A 17,213-nucleotide genomic window follows, 5' to 3' on the forward strand; every position below is an offset into this window, starting at 1 on the left:
GCCTTGTTCATTGCAGCGGCAAATCGACGCAGCGTTACGCGGCGTGGCGCTTGTCGCGCTCGATCAGCGCATACGCGCTGTGATTGTGGATCGACTCGAAGTTCTCGGCTTCGAGCACGTACGCGATCACGCGCGCATCCGCATCGAGACGCTGCGCGACGTCGCGCACCAGATCCTCGACGAACTTCGGATTTTCGTACGCACGCTCCGTGACGAACTTCTCGTCCGGACGCTTCAGCAGGCCCCACAGCTCGCACGACGCCTCTTCTTCCGCGATGCGGATCAGCGCCTCGACCGGCAGGTCGGCCGCGAGCTCGGCGTCGATCGTCACGTGCGAGCGCTGGTTGTGCGCGCCGTACTGCGAGATCTTCTTCGAGCACGGGCACAGGCTCGTTACCGGCACGAGCACCTTCAGGAACAGGCGCGTCTCGCCGTTGCGGCTTTCGCCCGCGAGCGTCACTTCATAATCGAGCAGGCTCTGCACGCCCGACACCGGCGCCGTCTTGTTCACGAAATACGGGAACGTGACCTCGATGCGGCCGGCCTCGGCCTCGAGCTTCTCCAGCATCGATGCGAGCATCGCGCGGAAACGCTCGACCGTCAGCGGCGCGCGGTTGTCTTCGAGCAGCGCGACGAAGCGCGACATGTGCGTGCCCTTCTGATCGGCAGGCAGACGCACGTCGAGGTTCCAGACGCCGACGGTCGGCTGCACGTCGCCGCTTTCGGTGCGCACCGTCAACGGATGCCGGACCGCCTTCACGCCCACGCGCTGAATCGGAATCTGGCGGGTATCCACCGTGCTCTGCACGTCGGGCATCACGAAGGCGGGATTCATCTGGTTCATCTTGTTCAATCCTTGTAAGCCGCGCGTTCGACGACGCGCACGCCGCGTCATGCGGCAGCCGGAAAAGCAACATGGGCCCGCAGGCCCATGTTTTCCGAATCAATGAAGACCGGTTACGCCAGTCGCACCGACGCCGCCCGCGGGCGGCGCCAGCTTACGCGACGCGCTTCGCCTGACCGGCGACATCGGCCGCCGGGCTCAGGAAGCGTTCGCGAATCGATTTCGCGATGCCCGCGCCGTCGAGGCCGCATTGCGACAGCAGCTTCGCGGGGTCGCCGTGATCGATGAACTGGTCAGGGAGGCCCAATTGTATTACGGGTCGGATAACCCCACTCTCCATCAGGGCTTCGACGCAGGCCGAGCCCGCACCGCCCATCACGCAACCTTCCTCGACCGTGACGAGGTAGTCGTGCGTCTCGGCGAGCTCACGCACGAGCGCCGCATCGACCGGCTTCACGAAGCGCATGTTCGCCACCGTTGCGTCGAGCGCTTCGCCCGCCACGAGCGACGGCGCGACCATCGTGCCGAACGCGAGGATCGCGACGCGCTTGCCTTCCGGCTGCGACGTACGGCGACGCACCTCGCCCTTGCCGAGCGGGATTCCGGTGAGTTCCTTCACCGTCGCCACGCCCGTGCCCGCGCCGCGCGGATAACGCACCGCGGTCGGGTTCGGCTGCTGAAGCGCCGTGTGCAGCATCTGGCGGCACTCGTTCTCGTCGGACGCAGCCATGATCGTCATGTTCGGGATGCAGCGCATGAACGCGAGATCGTACGCGCCCGCGTGCGTCGCACCGTCGGCACCGACGAGGCCCGCACGGTCGATCGCGAACACGACCGGCAGGTTCTGCAGCGCGACGTCGTGGATCAGCTGATCGTAGGCACGCTGCAGGAACGTCGAGTAGATCGCGACGACGGGCTTCAGCCCTTCGGTCGCGAGGCCGCCCGCGAACGTCACCGCGTGCTGCTCGGCGATGCCGACGTCGTAGTAGCGATCCTTGAAGCGCTTCTCGAACTCGACCATGCCCGAGCCCTCGCGCATCGCGGGCGTGATGCCGACGACGCGCGAATCGCGCTCAGCTTCGTCGCACAGCCATTCGCCGAACACCTGCGTGTACGTCTTCTTCGCGGGCGTGGTCGACGGCTTGATGCCTTCTGCCGGGTTGAACTTGCCGGGGCCGTGATAGAGCACGGGATCGGCTTCGGCCAGCTTGTAGCCCTGGCCTTTCTTCGTAACCACGTGCAGGAACTGCGGACCGCGCAGTTCGCGGATGTTCTGCAGCGTCGGGATCAGCGAATCGAGATCGTGACCGTCGATCGGGCCGATGTAGTTGAAGCCGAACTCTTCGAACAGCGTGGCCGGCACGACCATGCCCTTCGCATGCTCCTCGAGCTTGCGCGCGAGTTCGAGCACCGGGGGCGCGACGCTCAGCACGCGCTCGACGCCTGCGCGCGCGGCCGCATAGAAGCGGCCCGACATCAGGCGGGCGAGATGGCGATTCAGCGCGCCGACCGGCGGCGAAATCGACATGTCGTTGTCGTTGAGGATCACGAGCAGCTTCGCGTCTTCCGACACGCCCGCGTTGTTCATCGCCTCGAACGCCATGCCGGCCGTCATCGCACCGTCGCCGATCACCGCGATCGAGAAGCGATCGTCGCCGTTCAGCTGACTGCCGATCGCCATGCCGAGCGCCGCCGAAATCGACGTGCTCGAGTGTGCGGTGCCGAACGTGTCGTATTGGGATTCGCTGCGACGCGGGAAACCCGAGATGCCGTCGTACTGGCGCAGCGAATGCATCTGGTCGCGGCGACCCGTCAGGATCTTGTGCGGGTAGGTCTGGTGACCCACGTCCCAGACGATCCGGTCGTTCGGCGTGTTGAACACGTAGTGCAACGCGATCGTCAGCTCGACCGTCCCGAGGTTGGACGACAGATGGCCGCCCGTCTTCGACACGCTGTCGAGCACGAACGCGCGCAGTTCATCCGCGAGCGGTTGGAGTTGGCGACGATCGAGGCGGCGCAAATCCGCCGGGTCGTCGATGGTTTTCAGCAAGTCGTACATCGTCGTTCCATTGTAGGAAATCAAACGCGCCCGCATTCTATTGCACGCACCGTAGCGTGTGCGCGGCGGCGGGCTTTCGCGTCAGCTGACCCGGTTCACCACCAGGTCGGCAAGTTCGGCGAGACGCTGTGCGCGTGCGCCGAACGGTTTCAGCGCGTCGTGCGCTTCGGCGCGCAGCTGGGCTGCGAGCTCGCGCGACGCGTCGAGGCCGAGGATCGATACGTAAGTCGGCTTGTCGTTCGCCGCATCCTTGCCGGCCGTCTTGCCGAGCGTCGCCGAATCGGTCGTGACGTCGAGAATATCGTCGACGACCTGGAAGGCCAGACCCACGGCCCCCGCGTATACATCGAGCGCAGCCATCGCTTCCGCCGACGGCGCCTCGCCGGCCAGTGCGCCCATCCGCACGGCCGCACGCAGCAGCGCGCCCGTCTTCATCCGGTGCATCGTCTCGAGCTGTTCGCGCGTCAGCTTGAGGCCGACGCTCGCCAGGTCGATCGCCTGACCGCCGGCCATGCCGATCGAGCCGCTCGCGAGCGCAAGCTCGCGCACGAGCGCGGCCTGCTGTACCGGCGACAGCGCAGCGGCGTCGGTCAGCGCAACGAATGCCTGCGACTGCAGCGCATCGCCGACCAGCAGCGCCGTCGGCTCGTCGTACTGCACGTGCACGGTCGGCTTGCCGCGTCGCAGCGCGTCGTCGTCCATGCACGGCATGTCGTCGTGCACGAGCGAGTAGACGTGGATCATCTCCAGCGCCGCCGCCGCCGCGTTGCGCGCCGCTTCCGTCGCGCCGGTCAGTTCGCCTGCCGCATGGCACAGCAGCGGGCGAACGCGCTTGCCGCCGCCGAGGACCGCGTAGCGCATCGCTTCGTGGAGTTGCGTGGGCACCACGTTTTCAGCCGGCAAATAGTGGCCGAGTGCGTCCTCGACGCGGCCGAGCACGGACCGCATCCATTGTTCGAATGTCATAGATCGTCGTCTTCGCCGTCCGTGGCGGCCGTTCCGGACGAAAGCGGCTTCAGCGTCGCGCCGTCGAGCACGCGGACCTGCTGCTCCACCTTCTCGAGTTGCTGTTGGCAAAATGCAACGAGGGTCGCACCGCGGCGATACGCCGCCAGTGAATCCTCGAGGCTCAGTGCGCCGCCTTCCATCCGGGCAACCAGCGTCTCGAGTTCCGCGAGCGCCGCTTCGTAATTGTCCGGCAACGGTTCGGTGCCTTCGGTGCCATTACCGGGCGGGGTAGCGCCTTGGGATGCGGTTTTCGCCATGGACGAGGGTGTCAAATTTCAAAACAAGTCGGACATTCTACGGCAAAAGAGAATTTTCCGACCTGACGACTTGGACACCCCGGCCCGGCTTCGGGCCCCTTCTGTTGCACACATTGTGCACCCGACGATCGTCGCCCGACAAAAAATTGACACAAATCAGGCACTTAATCCTAGCCTTGCGAGACGAACCGGGTATAATTCCCCGTTTCCCTAAATCGATTTTTCGATGGTTGGGTTGTTCACTGCTTTCACGCTAACACCGGGAGTGGGAATGTCCAATCTGAGCGATGCGCTTCAGTTGAAGTCGGCTCACAGCCAGCTTCCAGTCACTGCATATTTCGATGAGGCGCTACTCGAGCGCGAGATCGAAACCCTCTTCAAGAAAGGACCTCGTTACGTCGGGCACGCGTTGATGGTGCCGGAGGCGGGGGATTATTTTGCGCTGCCGTCCGAAAAGGAAGGCCGCGTGCTGGTCCGCAACCCGGCGAACCAGATCGAACTGCTGTCGAACGTGTGCCGCCACCGGCAGGCGATCATGCTCAACGGGCGCGGCCACGCGCAGAACATCGTGTGCCCGCTGCACCGCTGGACGTACGATCTGGAAGGCCAGTTGCTCGGCGCGCCGCACTTCCCCGACAAGCCGTGCCTGAACCTCGGCAAGAGCCCGCTGCAGAACTGGCAGGGGCTGCTGTTCGAGGCCGAAGGCCGCAACGTCGCGCGCGATCTGGCGAACCTCGGCACGAAGCATCACTTCGACTTCTCCGAGTACCAGTTCGATCACGTCGAAGTGCACGAGTGCGATTACAACTGGAAGACGTTCATCGAGGTCTACCTCGAGGATTACCACGTCGTTCCGTTCCACCCGGGCCTCGGCAGCTTCGTGTCGTGCGACGATCTCAACTGGGAGTTCGGCGACTGGTACAGCGTGCAGACGGTCGGCGTGCACAACGCACTCGCCAAGCCGGGCAGCGTAACCTACCAGAAGTGGCACGAGCAGGTGCTCAAGTTCCGCAACGGCGTGCCGCCGGAGTTCGGCGCGATCTGGATGGTCTATTACCCGGGCCTGATGATCGAGTGGTATCCGCACGTGCTCGTCGTGTCGTGGCTGATCCCGCGCGGCCCGCAGAAGACGACGAACATCGTCGAGTTCTATTACCCCGAGGAAATCGCGCTGTTCGAGCGCGAGTTCGTCGAGGCCGAGCGCGCCGCCTATATGGAGACGGCCGTCGAGGACGACGAAATCGCGATGCGGATGGACGCGGGCCGGCGTGCGCTGATGGCGCGCGGCGAGTCGCAGGTCGGTCCGTACCAGAGCCCGATGGAAGACGGCATGCAGCACTTCCACGAGTTCCTGCGCCGCCATCTCGGCGATCTCTGACGGCCCCAACGGCGCTCCGGCGCCGCACGGCATTCGGCATATGAAAAGACGGGTTTCGGCCCGTCTTTTTTTGTTTAGACTTGGAGTATCAGGCCGTTTGCACTCCAGGGAGCCGTCATGCCACACACCCACTACACCACGCTCATTTCCGCAGCCAATCTCGCCGAGCGCCTGGCCGCCGCGCCCGGCAGCGTCGCCGTGTTCGACTGCCGCTTCGATCTCGCCGATCCGGACGCAGGCGAAGCCGCCTATGCGGCCGGCCATATCGCGGGCGCCCGGTACCTTCATCTCGATCGCGACCTGTCCGGGCGCAAGACGGGCACCAACGGCCGCCATCCGCTGCCGACCCGGGACGCGCTCGCCACGCTGCTCGCGAGCCGCGGCGTCAAACAGGGCCAGCAGATCGTGGCCTATGACGCGCAAGGCAGCGCCTACGCGGCGCGCCTGTGGTGGCTGCTGCGCTGGCTCGGACACGATTCGGTCGCCGTGCTCGACGGCGGCCTGCAGGCATGGGAAGCGGCCGGCCAGCCGCTGACGACCGACGTGCCGCACCCTGCCGCCGGCGATTTCCGGACGGGGGCGCCGCTCGAATCGACGGTCGATGCGGCAGCCGTGCTCGCGAACGTGACGTCGCCCGCGCGCGTCGTGATCGACGCACGCGCACCGGACCGCTATCGCGGCGAAAACGAAACGATCGATCGTGTGGGCGGCCACATTCCGGGCGCACGCAACCGGTTCTTCAAGGACAACCTGAACGCCGACGGACGCTTCAAGACCGGCCACGAACTGCGCGAGACGTTCGCGACACTGCTGGCCGGCACCGAACCGAATCGCGCGATCCTGCAGTGCGGCTCGGGCGTTACCGCATGCCACAACGCGCTCGCGCTCGAGATCGCGGGGCTGCACGGCGCGTCGCTGTACCCGGGCTCGTGGAGCGAATGGAGCGCCGATCCGTCGCGGCCGGTCGCGACCGGCCCGACGCCGTAAGCACCGGCGCGGCGCGATGACGAAGCGGCGGCTCCGGCCGCCGCTTGCCGTTTACATCACGCCATACTTGTGGAACCACGCGATCGCGCGCTTCCAGCCGTCCTCGGCGTCGCCCTTCACGTAGCTCGGCCGATAGTCGGCGAAAAACGCGTGGCCGGCATCCGGATAGACGACGATCTCCGATTCGCGGGCGAGCTTCGAATCGCTCGTCTGGATCGCCTTGCGCATGTCCGCGAGCGACGCCTGCGTGATGTTCTGATCCTTCTCGCCGTACAGCCCGAGCACCGGCACCTTCAGCGACGACGCACGATCGACCGGATTGAACGGCGTCATCTCGTCGGTCTTGCCTTCGACGAACCCGTACCACGCCACCGCGGCGCGCACGTGCGGGTTGTGCTCCGCATACAGCCACGCCTGACGACCGCCCCAGCAGAACCCGGTCAGGCCGAGGCGCGACAGGTCGCCACCGTTCTTCCCGGCCCACGCGACGGTCGCATCGAGATCCTCGGTGACCTGTCGGTCCGGGACCTTGCTGATGATGTGGTCGTACAGTTCCTTCATCGTCGGATACTTCGCCGCGTTGCCCTGCCGTGCGAACAGGTCCGGCGCGATCGCGAGATAGCCGAGCTTCGCGAAGCGGCGGCAGACATCGGCGATATGCGCATGCACGCCGAAGATCTCGTGGATCACGATGACGACCGGCAGGTTCGTCTTGTCGACCGGTTGCGCGCGATACGCGGGGATGCTCGCATCGCCCGAGCGGATCTCGATGGTGTCGACGTCCAGCCCGGCGCTGTCGGTCGTGACCGTCTGCGCCGACACGGGCAGCACGGCCGCCGCGAAGGTGCCGCCCAGCGCGGCCTGCATGAACTTGCGGCGCGAGAACGGAACGTGGGGAACCAGGCTGTCGACTTCGGGTTTCAACATGAATGCACTCCTCGATTGGGCGCCGCCGTCATGGTCACGGATTCGATCTGACGGGGCATCGCGCCGGCGGACGGCGCGGATGTTGCGGCGGTTGGCACCCCGCCGCAAACGGAAACCCGGACAAGATGCCCAATAATCCGTTGTTGCGTCAACTGTCAGATGTGTAAGACTCGATTACGACGGCTCGATCGAGCGGTGTCGACGGGACCTGGAATCCACATGCGGCAGGCACGCGCAACACGCCGCTGCGCGATCGAATGCTTGCCGATCGATACGAAAAAGACGTTGCAACCAGCGGTGCGCGGCAAGCGGCGACGCTTTCCTCAGCCGCAGCAACGACGGGCAGGGAACCCGTTCCCTGCCCGCTCCATGCACGAAGCGTGCGCTCAGTGCAGCTTGACGCGCGGCAACGTCGTGCGCCGCAGCCAGTGCGCGAACGTGTCGAGCACCATGCGCGGATAGCCGTGCAGCGCCGCGATATGCAGCCGATACAGCGACATGTACATGAACCGCGCGAACAGCCCTTCGATCAGCATGTTGCCGCCGATCAGCCCGCCCATCAGGTTGCCGACCGCGCTGAAGTGACCGAGCGACACGAGCGAGCCGAAATCGCGATACGTGAACTCGGGCAGCGGACGCCCGTCGAGCCGGCAGCCGATCGCCTTCAGCAGGAAGCTCGCCTGCTGGTGCGCGGCCTGCGCGCGCGGCGGCACGTTGCGCTCGTTGCCGGGCCACACGCATGCGGCACAGTCGCCGAGCGCGAACACGTTGTCGTCGGTGAAGGTTTGCAGCGTGCGACGCACGTCGAGCTGGCCGAGCTTGTTGACCTGCAGGCCGTCGAGATGCGACAGCACCGACGGCGCCTTGATGCCGGCCGCCCAGACCGTGAGGTCCGCACGCACCGCCTTGCCGCTCGCGGTATGCACGACGCCCGGCGCGACCTCGGTCACGCGCTCGGCGAGCATCAGCCGCACGCCGAGCTTCTCGAGCAGTTCGGCCGTCGCCGCGGACACGCGTTCCTGCAGCGCCGGGAGAATCCGCGGCCCCGATTCGATCAGCACGATGCCGACGTCGTGCCGCGGATCGAGCTTGTGCAGACCGTACACGGACAGCACCTGCGCGGTGTTGCGCAACTCCGCGGACAACTCGACGCCCGTCGCACCGCCGCCGACGATCACGACCTGGATGCGCGGCTCGGACGCCGCACCCGGCACGGGCTCGGCAGGCACCTGATGTTCGGCGCGCATGCACGCAGCGATCAACCGCTTGCGGAAACGCTCGGCCTCGCCGACGGTATCCAGTGCGATCGCGTTTTCCGCCGCGCCCTGCACGCCGAAGAAGTGCGTCGTGCTGCCGATCGCGATCACGAGCGTGTCGTATTCGAGGTCACGCGCCGGCAGCAGCGCCTCGCCGTCGCTGTCGTTGACGGGCGACAGCGTGATGCGCTTCGCGGCGCGGTCGAGCGCGCTCAGTTCGCCCTGCTGGAACTCGAACCCGTGCCAGCGCGCCTGCGCCGCGTATTCGAGCTCCTGCGTGAACGGGTCCATGCTGCCGGCCGCGACCTCGTGCAGCAATGGTTTCCAGATGTGGGTCGGATTGCGGTCGACGAGCGTGACGAGCGCACGCGCGGGACGATTGCCGCGCGCGCCGTAACGGTCGCCGAGCCGCGTCGCCAGTTCCAGGCCGCCCGCGCCTCCGCCTACGATGATGATCCGATGCATCTGATTCCCCCTTTGCGATTCGAAACTTCTGCCGCCGGACGATACGGACGCGATGCGTTCGCATCGCCCGCTGGATTAACCAGTTCGGACATCATCGATGTGCAGTTCGAAGCACTTCGATGCGCCGACCCCGGAACGCGGGGCGCGCTGCCCCCGCGACAATGACCTGGCTGACATGCATTGTCCGGGAGCTTGCGCGTTGACCACAAGCAAACCATCTCGATATTCAGCATCCCTGCAACAATATGCCGCGGGAATGCGGGAATCAGGCAGCGATGCGTCAGTGTGCCTCTTCCCAGTTCGCACCGGCGCCGACTTCGGCGACGAGCGGGACCTTCAGCTTCGCGACACCGCACATCATTTCCGGCAACTTCTCGCGCACGAGCGACAGTTCGCCGTCGGGCACCTCGAGCACCAGTTCATCGTGCACCTGCATGATCATGCGCGACGCGAGCCCGTCGCGCGTGAGCCAGTCGTCCACCGCGATCATCGACAGCTTGATCAGGTCGGCCGCCGTGCCCTGCATCGGGGCATTGATGGCCGCGCGCTCGGCCGCCTGACGGCGCGGGCCGTTGCCGCCGTTGATTTCCGGCAGCCACAGGCGGCGGCCGAAAACGGTTTCGACGTAGCCCTTTTCCTTGGCCACCGCGCGCGTATTTTCCATGTACTGCGCCACACCCGGGTAACGCGCGAAGTAGCGGTCGATATAGAGCTTCGCCGCATCGCGCGTGATGCCGAGGTTCGACGCGAGGCCGAACGCGCTCATCCCGTAGATGAGCCCGAAGTTGATCACCTTCGCGATCCGGCGCTGGTCGGAATTGACCTCCAGCGGCGTCACGCCGAACACTTCGGCGGCGGTGGCACGGTGAATGTCCTCGCCCTGCGAGAACGCACGCAAGAGCGACGCGTCGCCCGAGATGTGCGCCATGATCCGCAGTTCGATCTGCGAATAATCGGCCGACACGATCCGGTGGCCCGGCGACGCGATGAATGCCTCGCGGATGCGCCGGCCTTCGGCCGTGCGCACCGGAATGTTCTGAAGATTGGGATCGTTCGACGCGAGGCGGCCCGTGACGGCGACGGCCTGCGCATAGTTCGTATGCACGCGGCCCGTTGCGGGGTTCACCATGCGCGGCAGCTTGTCGGTGTAGGTCGACTTCAGCTTCGACAGCCCGCGATGTTCGAGCAGCAGCTTCGGCAGCGGATAATCCTCGGCCAGCTTCTGCAGCACTTCCTCGTCGGTCGACGGCGCGCCGCTCGGCGTTTTCTTCACGACCGGCAACTGCAGCTTCTCGAAGAAGATCTGCCCGATCTGCTTCGGCGAGCCGAGATTGAATTCGCCGCCGGCCAGTTCGTACGCTTGGCCCTCGAGCTCGATGAGCCGCGTGGCGATCTCGCTGCTTTGCGCCTGCAACAGCGCATCGTCGATCAGCACGCCGGTGCGCTCCATCTTGCGCAACACGAGCGACACCGGCATCTCGATGTCGCGATACACGTGTTCGAGGCCCGGCTCGCGCGCGACCTGCGGATACAACGCCTGATGAAGCTGCAACGTGATGTCGGCATCTTCGGCCGCGTACGCAGCGGCCTGCTCGAGCGCGACTTCGTCGAAGCCGATCTGCTTCGCGCCCTTGCCGGCCACGTCTTCGTACTTGATCGTCTTGACGCCCAGATGACGCAGCGCGAGGCTGTCCATGTCGTGCGTGCGATGCGATTCGAGCACGTACGATTCGAGCAGCGTGTCGTGCTCGATGCCGTTCAGCGCGATGTCGTAATTCGCGAGCACCTGCGCGTCGTACTTCAGGTGCTGGCCGACCTTCTTGCGATCGGCCGATTCGAGCCACGGCTTCAGGCGCGCGAGCACATCGTCGAACGGAAGCTGCTCGGGCAGGTCGGGGCCGCGGTGCGCAACCGGCAGGTAGGCAGCCTTGCCCGGCTCGATCGAGAACGACAGCCCGACGAGTCGCGCCGCCATCGGATCGAGCGACGTGGTTTCGGTATCGAATGCGGTCAGTGCGGCCGCATCGATCTTCGCGAACCATGCATCGAACTGCTCCCACGTCTGGATCGTGTCGTATTCGCGGACAATGTCGGCCATCACCGCCGGCGCCGGCTCGCCTTCCGGCGCATCGGCGCCGCCGCCTTCCGCGGGCGCGCTCTCGACTTCGCGCAGCCACGTCTTGAAGCCGTAGCGCGCGAAGATGTCGCGCAGCAGGTCGCGCGCTTCGCCGTCGGATTTCAGCGACGCCTCGATCGATTCGAGATGCGGCGCGAGATCGCAGGCCGTATCGACGGTCACGAGCTTGCGGCCGAGCGGCAGGAAGTCGAGCGCGCGGCGCAGGTTGTCGCCGACCACGCCCTTGATCTCGCCCGCGTGTTCGATCACGCCGTCGAGGCTGTCGTATTGCGACAGCCATTTGACGGCCGTCTTCGGCCCGCACTTCTCGACGCCCGGCACGTTGTCGACGGTGTCGCCGATCAGCGACAGGTAGTCGATGATCCGCTCGGGCGGCACGCCGAACTTCGCGATCACGCCGTCGCGATCGAGCGTCTCGTCGGTCATCGTGTTGACGAGCGTGACGTGATCGGTGACGAGCTGCGCGAGATCCTTGTCGCCGGTCGACACGATCACGTTCATGCCGTGCCGCTCGGCTTCGCGCGCGAGCGTGCCGATCACGTCGTCGGCTTCGACGCCCTCGACCATCAACAGCGGCCAGCCGAGTGCGCGCACCGCGCCGTGAATCGGTTCGACCTGCAAGGCAAGATCGGGCGGCATCGACGGACGGTTTGCCTTATAGTCGGCATAAAGGTCATCGCGGAACGTCTTGCCCTTTGCATCGAACACGCAAGCGCTATACTCTGCACTGACTTCCTTGCGCATACGGCGCAGCATGTTGATGATTCCGTAGAGCGCTCCGGTCGGCTCCCCGCCAGGGCCACGCAAATCAGGCATCGCATGGTAAGCCCGATACAGATAGCTCGAACCGTCAACCAATAGCAGGGTCTTACCTTCCAGATTTCGTTCTTCAGGCATTATGAACAAGAGAAAAGTGATTCCGAGTCTGCGTTCGCTCGCAGACCAAGAACGCGCGACGGCCAAGAAGGCGCGCGCATCGTGGCAGATGTTCACGATTATGGCAGAGTTTATCGAGGCGACCGAGTACCTGTCGGAGATCCGCCCTGCCGTCAGCATCTACGGTTCTGCCCGTCTCAAACCCGACACGCCGCACTACAAGCTCGCCGTGCAGATCGCGCGCAAGCTCTCCGACGCCGGCTTCGCCGTGATCTCCGGCGGCGGCCCCGGCATCATGGAAGCCGCGAACAAGGGCGCGCACGCGGGCAAGGCACCGTCGGTCGGCCTGAACATCGAGCTGCCGCATGAGCAGGCCGGCAACCACTATCAGGACATCTCGCTGCGCTTCCGTCACTTCTTCACGCGCAAGGTCACGTTCGTGAAGAACTCCGACGCGGTGATCGTGATGCCGGGCGGCTTCGGCACGCTCGACGAACTGTCCGAAGTGCTCACGCTGATCCAGACGAAGAAGTCGCGCCTCGTGCCGATCATTCTCGTCGGCAGCGAGTTCTGGAAGGGTCTGCTGCAATGGTTCCGCGACCAGCTGATTCCGATGGGCCTCATCAATCCGGAAGACATGAACCTGATGCAGGTGATCGACGATCCCGACCAGGTGCTCGACGCCGTGCTCGCGTTCTACGAGGACAGCGGCGAAGAGGAAGGCTCGGACGATGGCGAAGGTCATCCGCCGCGGCCCGAAGAAGACCGCATGTTCTATCTGTAAATCCGTGATCGATCGATGTCGATGGCCGGCCTCATGGCCGGCGTATCGCTTCACGCGCGGCAGGCATGGCCATTCGGCCTCCTGCCGCGCATGACTTTGTAACGTCGCGTTAATCCGGTTTCACGGTCGCGTGCCGTCGAATGTCAAATCCCGGCCGCCCGCGCCGCGCGCTGCGCGGCAACGTCCCGCGCGGGCGGCTCGTCATTGTCAAATCACGCTGCGCGCGCACCATCCGGTCGCACCGCGTCACGCCAATCCGCGGTAACAAACACGTCTCGCCTTTTCGTCGCCGCGCCAGCACACTGCAGTCGTCGGCGTGGCGGCCCCCCGGTGGAACGATTCCCCCTCGCGTCCATCGCGTCGCGCCGACCTTTCAACAACGACATCACGGAAAAGAACATGCAACGCTCGCTGATCGCCCTCGCCTTCGCCGGCCTCGGCCTTTCGCTGTCCGGCCTCGCCCACGCCGTCAACGTCGACGTCAACATCGGCACGCCCGCGCCGGTCGTCGTCGCGCCTGCGCCCGTGGTGGTGGTTGGCTGGCACGGCGACCGCTACTGGGACGGCCATCGCTACTGGGAGCGCCGCGAATGGGAAGACCATCAGCGCTATCGTGGTCACGAAGGGCGCGGCTATCACTGCCCGCCGGGACACGCGAAGAAAGGCGAGTGCTGAACGCCACGACGCGAACCTAGACGGCAAGGCCGCCTGCGCACCACGGTGCCAGGCGGCCTTGCCGTTTCCGGGCCGCCGCCGGGATACGTCCCGTCAGGTCGTCACGCCGCCGCATCCGCCAGCGACAGCGGCGCCAGGTCCGGATGCGCGCCGAGCCGGTCGGCAAGGAAGTCCATCAGCAGCCGGTTTCGGCGCGGCAGATGGGTGCGCTGCGGCATGCACAGATAGAGACCGTAGCGGGATGTGACGTGCCGGGTCAGCAACGGCACGAGGCGCCCTTCGCGCACGTGCGCGTGGACGGAATAGCCGAAGAACTGGCCGATCGCGGCGCCGCTCAGTACGGTATCGAGTTCCGCATCGATATCGTTGGTCGCGATGAACGGACGCACCTGCCGGGTATGCACGCCGCCGTCGACGAGAAATTCCCACGGAAACGGCTTGCCCGTGCGCGGGTACAGGAACGCGGTGCAGCGATGCTCGGCCAATGCGTCGATCGTCTGCGGTTCGCCGTGCCGACGCAGGTACGCGGGCGCCGCGCACACGATCAGTTGCAGGTCGGCGACGCGACGCGCGACCAGTCCGCTGTCGGGCAGATTACCGGTCCGCAGCGCGATGTCGATCCGCTGCTCGACGATGTCGGCCATATCGTCGCTGACGATCAGCTCGGCGGTCACGCCCGGCTGACGGTCGCAAAACTCACCGAGCAACGGCGCAAGAAAGCGCCTCGCCAACGAATACGGCGCCGCGACACGGATCGTCCCGACCGGCTGCGCGCGATCGTCGTCCAGCATGCGCAGCGCACTCTCCAGTTCGCCGACCGCGCCACGACACTGGGCCAGCAAGCGCTCGCCCTCGGCCGTCAGCGCGATCCGGCGCGTTGAACGCTGAAACAGCCGAACGCTCAGCAGCGTCTCCAGCCCGGCGACCTGCTTGCTTGCCGCCTGCGGCGTCATGCCCAGTTCGCGGGCGCCCGCGCTGATGCTGCCCGCGACCGCGACGCGGACAAATACCGTCAACGCTTTCAAACGATCCATTCGGCACTCCGTCAAGCCCGATTCGCCCGGGCATTCATCCATGGCGTTGCAGCGCGTGCCGGTCGCGTTGAATCGGTTTCAACCGAACCGGCACTATTCGCACCGCGACCGGCTTCGCACAATGACGCTGTCTTCAACGCCCCGGCCCGGCGGGCCGCACGCCATGAACCAGCGCTCATTCTCCATCGTTTCCCGAACCGCCGTCGCGATCGCGATGATCGCCGCAGGCACATCGACCGTCGCCGCGCAGGAGGCTCGCGCGGACGAAACGGTCCTGCTGCGAACCACCCGCGCATGGGACGGCTCGCGCTACCGCGCCTACCCGCGGCAGCAACCGGAAATCACCGTCGTACGCTACACGATCCCGCCGCACGCCGTACTGCCATGGCACCAGCATCCGTCGATCAACGTCGGCTACGTGCTGTCCGGACACCTGAACGCGGTACGTCGAAGCGACGGCAAGCGGCTCGCGCTCGGTCCCGGCGACGTGGTGCCGGAAATGGTCGGCGGCGTTCATCGCGGCGAGACCGGCGACGAGCCGGCCGAGCTCATCGTGTTCTACGCGGGTGCCCCCGGGGCGCCGTTGACGGTATCCGCCGGCGAAGACTGAACGCCGGCCCGTCGACCGCCACGATTTCCCCTCATCCGGAGCCATCCATCATGTCCGACTCACGCATTCCGCGCCCCCCGCTTGCCGATACGCCGTCGCGCCTCGACGGCCGTGTCGCCCTCGTCACCGGCGGCGGCACCGGGATTGGCCGCGCCGCCGCGATCGCGTTCGCCCGGCACGGCGCCCGTGTCGTCGTCGCCGGCCGACGCCCGGCGCTGCTCGACGAAACCGTGCAGGCGATCGTCGGGGAAGGAGGCGACGCATTCGCCGTCCCTGTCGACATCACATCGTCCGACAGCGTCCGCGCCCTCGTTGCCGCAACGATCGAACGCTACGGTGCGCTGCACGCGGCATTCAACAATGCCGGCACCGAAGGCACGTTCGCGCCGATCGTCGACCAGACGGAAGCCGATTTCGACCACGTGATCGCCACCAATCTCAAGGGCACCTGGCTGTCGGTCAAGCTCGAGATGGAAGCCATGCTCGCGCACGGCGGCGGTGGCGCGATCGTCAATACGTCGTCGTGGCTCGCGCGCGGCGCGCTCGCCGGCTCGTCGGTCTATTCGGCGAGCAAGGGCGCGCTCGACGCGATGGTCCGCGCGGTCGCGCTCGAGGGCGGGCCGCACGGCATCCGCATCAACAACGTGAACCCCGGCGTCATCGACACGCCGATGGCGCGCCGCTTCGGCGACGACGAGATGCTGCGCCCGTTCGCCGCCTTCACGCCCGCGCGGCGGGTCGGCACGCCCGAGGACGTCGCGGATGCCGCCGTGTGGCTGTGCAGCGACGCCGCGCGCTTCATCACCGGCGAATCGATTCTGGTCGACGGCGGCTATACGATCGCCGGCATGCGTTGAACGACGCGGCATCGCGACCCACGACAGAGAGGAACCGATGGAATACGTGAGACTGGGCACGTCCGGGATGAAGGTATCGAGACTTTGCCTCGGCTGCATGACCTATGGCGACCCGGCATGGCGGCCGTGGGTCGCGACCGAACGCGACGCGCTGCCGTTCATCCGCGCCGCGCTCGATGCAGGCGTGACCTTCTTCGACACGGCGGACATCTATTCGCACGGCGAGAGTGAACGCATTCTCGGTCGCGCGCTGTGCGACTTCGCGACGCGCGACGACGTCGTGATCGCGACGAAGGCGTTTTTTCCGACGCGCGACGCGCCGAATGCGCGCGGACTGTCGCGCAAGCATCTGTTTTCGAGCATCGACGCATCGCTGCAGCGTCTCGGCACCGACTACATCGATCTGTACATCGTGCATCGCTTCGATCCGGACACACCGATCGAGGAAACGCTGGATGCGCTCGACGCGATCGTCAGGAGCGGCAAGGTCCGCTATCTCGGCGCATCGTCGATGCATGCGTGGCAGTTCATGAAGATGCTGGACTACCAGCGGCATCACCGTCTGGCGCCGTTCGTGTCGATGCAGAGCCAGTACAGCCTGATCTGCCGCGACGACGAGCGCGACATGCTGCCGCTGTGCATCGGCGAAGGCATCGCGTACACGCCGTGGTCGCCGCTCGGTCGCGGGCTGCTGGCCGGCTCGCGCAACGCCGCAACGACGCGCGCCGCCACCGATCAGCAGATCGCGTCGTGGTACGACGGTCGGGATGCGGTCGCGGCGACCGTGGAGACGGTCGGGCAGGTCGCGCAAGCGCGCGGCGTGCCGCCCGCGCAGATTGCACTCGCATGGGCGTTGCGCCGCCCGGGTGTCACGGCGCCGATCGTCGGGCTGTCGAAGCCGCATCACGTGACCGACGCGCTCGCGGCACTCGGTCTCACGCTCGACGATGACGAAACCGCGCTGGTCGAGGCGGCATTCGATCGCACGGTTGAACCGGTGCAATGGTGAGCCGGGCGCGCGGGCCCGGCTGAAGGCGCGCTCCGGCAGCGCCATGGTGA

15 protein-coding genes are annotated in these 17,213 nt (G+C 66.1%); 7 read left to right on the top strand and 8 right to left on the bottom strand.

From position 1 onward, the window contains the following. Window positions 1-34: 34 nt before the first annotated feature. The 4 genes from folE2 to BME24068_RS31980 all read right to left on the bottom strand — a co-directional run bounded on the left by folE2 (window position 35) and on the right by BME24068_RS31980 (window position 4,168). Window positions 35-844: a GTP cyclohydrolase FolE2 gene (folE2, locus tag BME24068_RS31965; RefSeq protein ID WP_174928474.1), complete on the bottom strand. Its 810-nt coding sequence runs from the start codon at window positions 842-844 to the stop codon at window positions 35-37. A gap of 154 nt (window positions 845-998) precedes the next feature. Then, window positions 999-2,903, bottom strand: coding sequence for a 1-deoxy-D-xylulose-5-phosphate synthase (gene dxs, locus BME24068_RS31970; protein WP_096504075.1), 1,905 nt, complete (start codon window positions 2,901-2,903; stop codon window positions 999-1,001). An 81-nt stretch (window positions 2,904-2,984) separates the two neighbouring features. Beyond that, window positions 2,985-3,869, bottom strand: coding sequence for a polyprenyl synthetase family protein (locus tag BME24068_RS31975; protein ID WP_096504077.1), 885 nt, complete (start codon window positions 3,867-3,869; stop codon window positions 2,985-2,987). Then, a complete protein-coding gene (locus BME24068_RS31980) occupies window positions 3,866-4,168 on the bottom strand; it encodes an exodeoxyribonuclease VII small subunit (RefSeq protein WP_096504079.1) in 303 nt (100 codons plus the stop codon). The genes BME24068_RS31975 and BME24068_RS31980 overlap by 4 nt, the downstream gene beginning before the upstream one ends. 271 nt (window positions 4,169-4,439) lie before the next feature. Here BME24068_RS31980 and BME24068_RS31985 point away from each other — a divergent pair, with 271 nt between their 5' ends. Then, window positions 4,440-5,546 (top strand): aromatic ring-hydroxylating oxygenase subunit alpha, encoded by a 1,107-nt coding sequence (locus tag BME24068_RS31985; RefSeq protein ID WP_096504081.1) that lies wholly within the window; start codon window positions 4,440-4,442, stop codon window positions 5,544-5,546. Window positions 5,547-5,663: 117 nt separating this feature from the next. Continuing rightward, a complete protein-coding gene (locus BME24068_RS31990) occupies window positions 5,664-6,533 on the top strand; it encodes a sulfurtransferase (RefSeq protein ID WP_174928475.1) in 870 nt (289 codons plus the stop codon). 51 nt (window positions 6,534-6,584) lie between these two features. Here BME24068_RS31990 and BME24068_RS31995 read toward each other — a convergent pair whose 3' ends face one another. From BME24068_RS31995 to polA, 3 genes are all read right to left on the bottom strand, one after another. Next, window positions 6,585-7,460 (bottom strand): dienelactone hydrolase family protein, encoded by an 876-nt coding sequence (locus BME24068_RS31995; RefSeq protein ID WP_174928476.1) that lies wholly within the window; start codon window positions 7,458-7,460, stop codon window positions 6,585-6,587. Window positions 7,461-7,846: 386 nt separating this feature from the next. Beyond that, window positions 7,847-9,181 (bottom strand): NAD(P)/FAD-dependent oxidoreductase, encoded by a 1,335-nt coding sequence (locus tag BME24068_RS32000; RefSeq protein WP_174928477.1) that lies wholly within the window; start codon window positions 9,179-9,181, stop codon window positions 7,847-7,849. A gap of 280 nt (window positions 9,182-9,461) precedes the next feature. Further along, window positions 9,462-12,215 (bottom strand): DNA polymerase I, encoded by a 2,754-nt coding sequence (gene polA / locus BME24068_RS32005; protein ID WP_096504089.1) that lies wholly within the window; start codon window positions 12,213-12,215, stop codon window positions 9,462-9,464. A gap of 1 nt (window position 12,216) precedes the next feature. Between polA and BME24068_RS32010 the strand changes: the two genes are divergently transcribed. Both BME24068_RS32010 and BME24068_RS32015 read left to right on the top strand, forming a co-directional pair. Beyond that, a complete protein-coding gene (locus BME24068_RS32010; RefSeq protein ID WP_096504091.1) occupies window positions 12,217-12,978 on the top strand; it encodes an LOG family protein in 762 nt (253 codons plus the stop codon). A 399-nt stretch (window positions 12,979-13,377) separates the two neighbouring features. Then, a complete protein-coding gene (locus BME24068_RS32015) occupies window positions 13,378-13,653 on the top strand; it encodes a hypothetical protein (protein ID WP_096504149.1) in 276 nt (91 codons plus the stop codon). Window positions 13,654-13,754: 101 nt separating this feature from the next. Here the strand turns inward: BME24068_RS32015 and BME24068_RS32020 are convergent, their stop codons facing one another. Beyond that, window positions 13,755-14,687 carry a LysR family transcriptional regulator gene (locus tag BME24068_RS32020; RefSeq protein WP_174928478.1) on the bottom strand — a complete coding sequence of 311 codons (933 nt, stop codon included), beginning with the start codon at window positions 14,685-14,687 and terminating at the stop codon, window positions 13,755-13,757. A 40-nt stretch (window positions 14,688-14,727) separates the two neighbouring features. Between BME24068_RS32020 and BME24068_RS32025 the strand changes: the two genes are divergently transcribed. The 3 genes from BME24068_RS32025 to BME24068_RS32035 are packed head-to-tail and all read left to right on the top strand — an operon-like array spanning window position 14,728 to window position 17,163. Next, entirely contained in the window at window positions 14,728-15,297 is a 570-nt protein-coding gene (locus BME24068_RS32025) for a cupin domain-containing protein (RefSeq protein ID WP_239007968.1), read from the top strand. Between the two features lie 50 nt (window positions 15,298-15,347). Further along, window positions 15,348-16,154, top strand: coding sequence for an SDR family NAD(P)-dependent oxidoreductase (locus tag BME24068_RS32030; protein ID WP_174928479.1), 807 nt, complete (start codon window positions 15,348-15,350; stop codon window positions 16,152-16,154). Between the two features lie 37 nt (window positions 16,155-16,191). After that, the gene (locus BME24068_RS32035; protein ID WP_174928480.1) at window positions 16,192-17,163 is read left to right on the top strand and encodes an aldo/keto reductase; all 972 of its coding nucleotides are present in this window, start codon (window positions 16,192-16,194) and stop codon (window positions 17,161-17,163) included. The last annotated feature ends 50 nt before the right edge of the window (window positions 17,164-17,213 follow it).

The organism is Burkholderia anthina (assembly GCF_902498995.1).
Classification (GTDB): domain Bacteria; phylum Pseudomonadota; class Gammaproteobacteria; order Burkholderiales; family Burkholderiaceae; genus Burkholderia; species Burkholderia anthina.

Excerpts from the sequence above, each read along its gene's own strand:
- folE2 (WP_174928474.1), bottom strand. The coding sequence starts at position 844 with ATGAACCAGATGAATCCCGCCTTCGTGATGCCCGACGTGCAGAGCACG.
- dxs (WP_096504075.1), bottom strand. The coding sequence starts at position 2,903 with ATGTACGACTTGCTGAAAACCATCGACGACCCGGCGGATTTGCGCCGC.
- BME24068_RS31975 (WP_096504077.1), bottom strand. The coding sequence starts at position 3,869 with ATGACATTCGAACAATGGATGCGGTCCGTGCTCGGCCGCGTCGAGGAC.
- BME24068_RS31980 (WP_096504079.1), bottom strand. The coding sequence starts at position 4,168 with ATGGCGAAAACCGCATCCCAAGGCGCTACCCCGCCCGGTAATGGCACC.
- BME24068_RS31985 (WP_096504081.1), top strand. The coding sequence starts at position 4,440 with ATGTCCAATCTGAGCGATGCGCTTCAGTTGAAGTCGGCTCACAGCCAG.
- BME24068_RS31990 (WP_174928475.1), top strand. The coding sequence starts at position 5,664 with ATGCCACACACCCACTACACCACGCTCATTTCCGCAGCCAATCTCGCC.
- BME24068_RS31995 (WP_174928476.1), bottom strand. The coding sequence starts at position 7,460 with ATGTTGAAACCCGAAGTCGACAGCCTGGTTCCCCACGTTCCGTTCTCG.
- BME24068_RS32000 (WP_174928477.1), bottom strand. The coding sequence starts at position 9,181 with ATGCATCGGATCATCATCGTAGGCGGAGGCGCGGGCGGCCTGGAACTG.
- polA (WP_096504089.1), bottom strand. The coding sequence starts at position 12,215 with ATGCCTGAAGAACGAAATCTGGAAGGTAAGACCCTGCTATTGGTTGAC.
- BME24068_RS32010 (WP_096504091.1), top strand. The coding sequence starts at position 12,217 with ATGAACAAGAGAAAAGTGATTCCGAGTCTGCGTTCGCTCGCAGACCAA.
- BME24068_RS32015 (WP_096504149.1), top strand. The coding sequence starts at position 13,378 with ATGCAACGCTCGCTGATCGCCCTCGCCTTCGCCGGCCTCGGCCTTTCG.
- BME24068_RS32020 (WP_174928478.1), bottom strand. The coding sequence starts at position 14,687 with ATGGATCGTTTGAAAGCGTTGACGGTATTTGTCCGCGTCGCGGTCGCG.
- BME24068_RS32025 (WP_239007968.1), top strand. The coding sequence starts at position 14,728 with ATGGCGTTGCAGCGCGTGCCGGTCGCGTTGAATCGGTTTCAACCGAAC.
- BME24068_RS32030 (WP_174928479.1), top strand. The coding sequence starts at position 15,348 with ATGTCCGACTCACGCATTCCGCGCCCCCCGCTTGCCGATACGCCGTCG.
- BME24068_RS32035 (WP_174928480.1), top strand. The coding sequence starts at position 16,192 with ATGGAATACGTGAGACTGGGCACGTCCGGGATGAAGGTATCGAGACTT.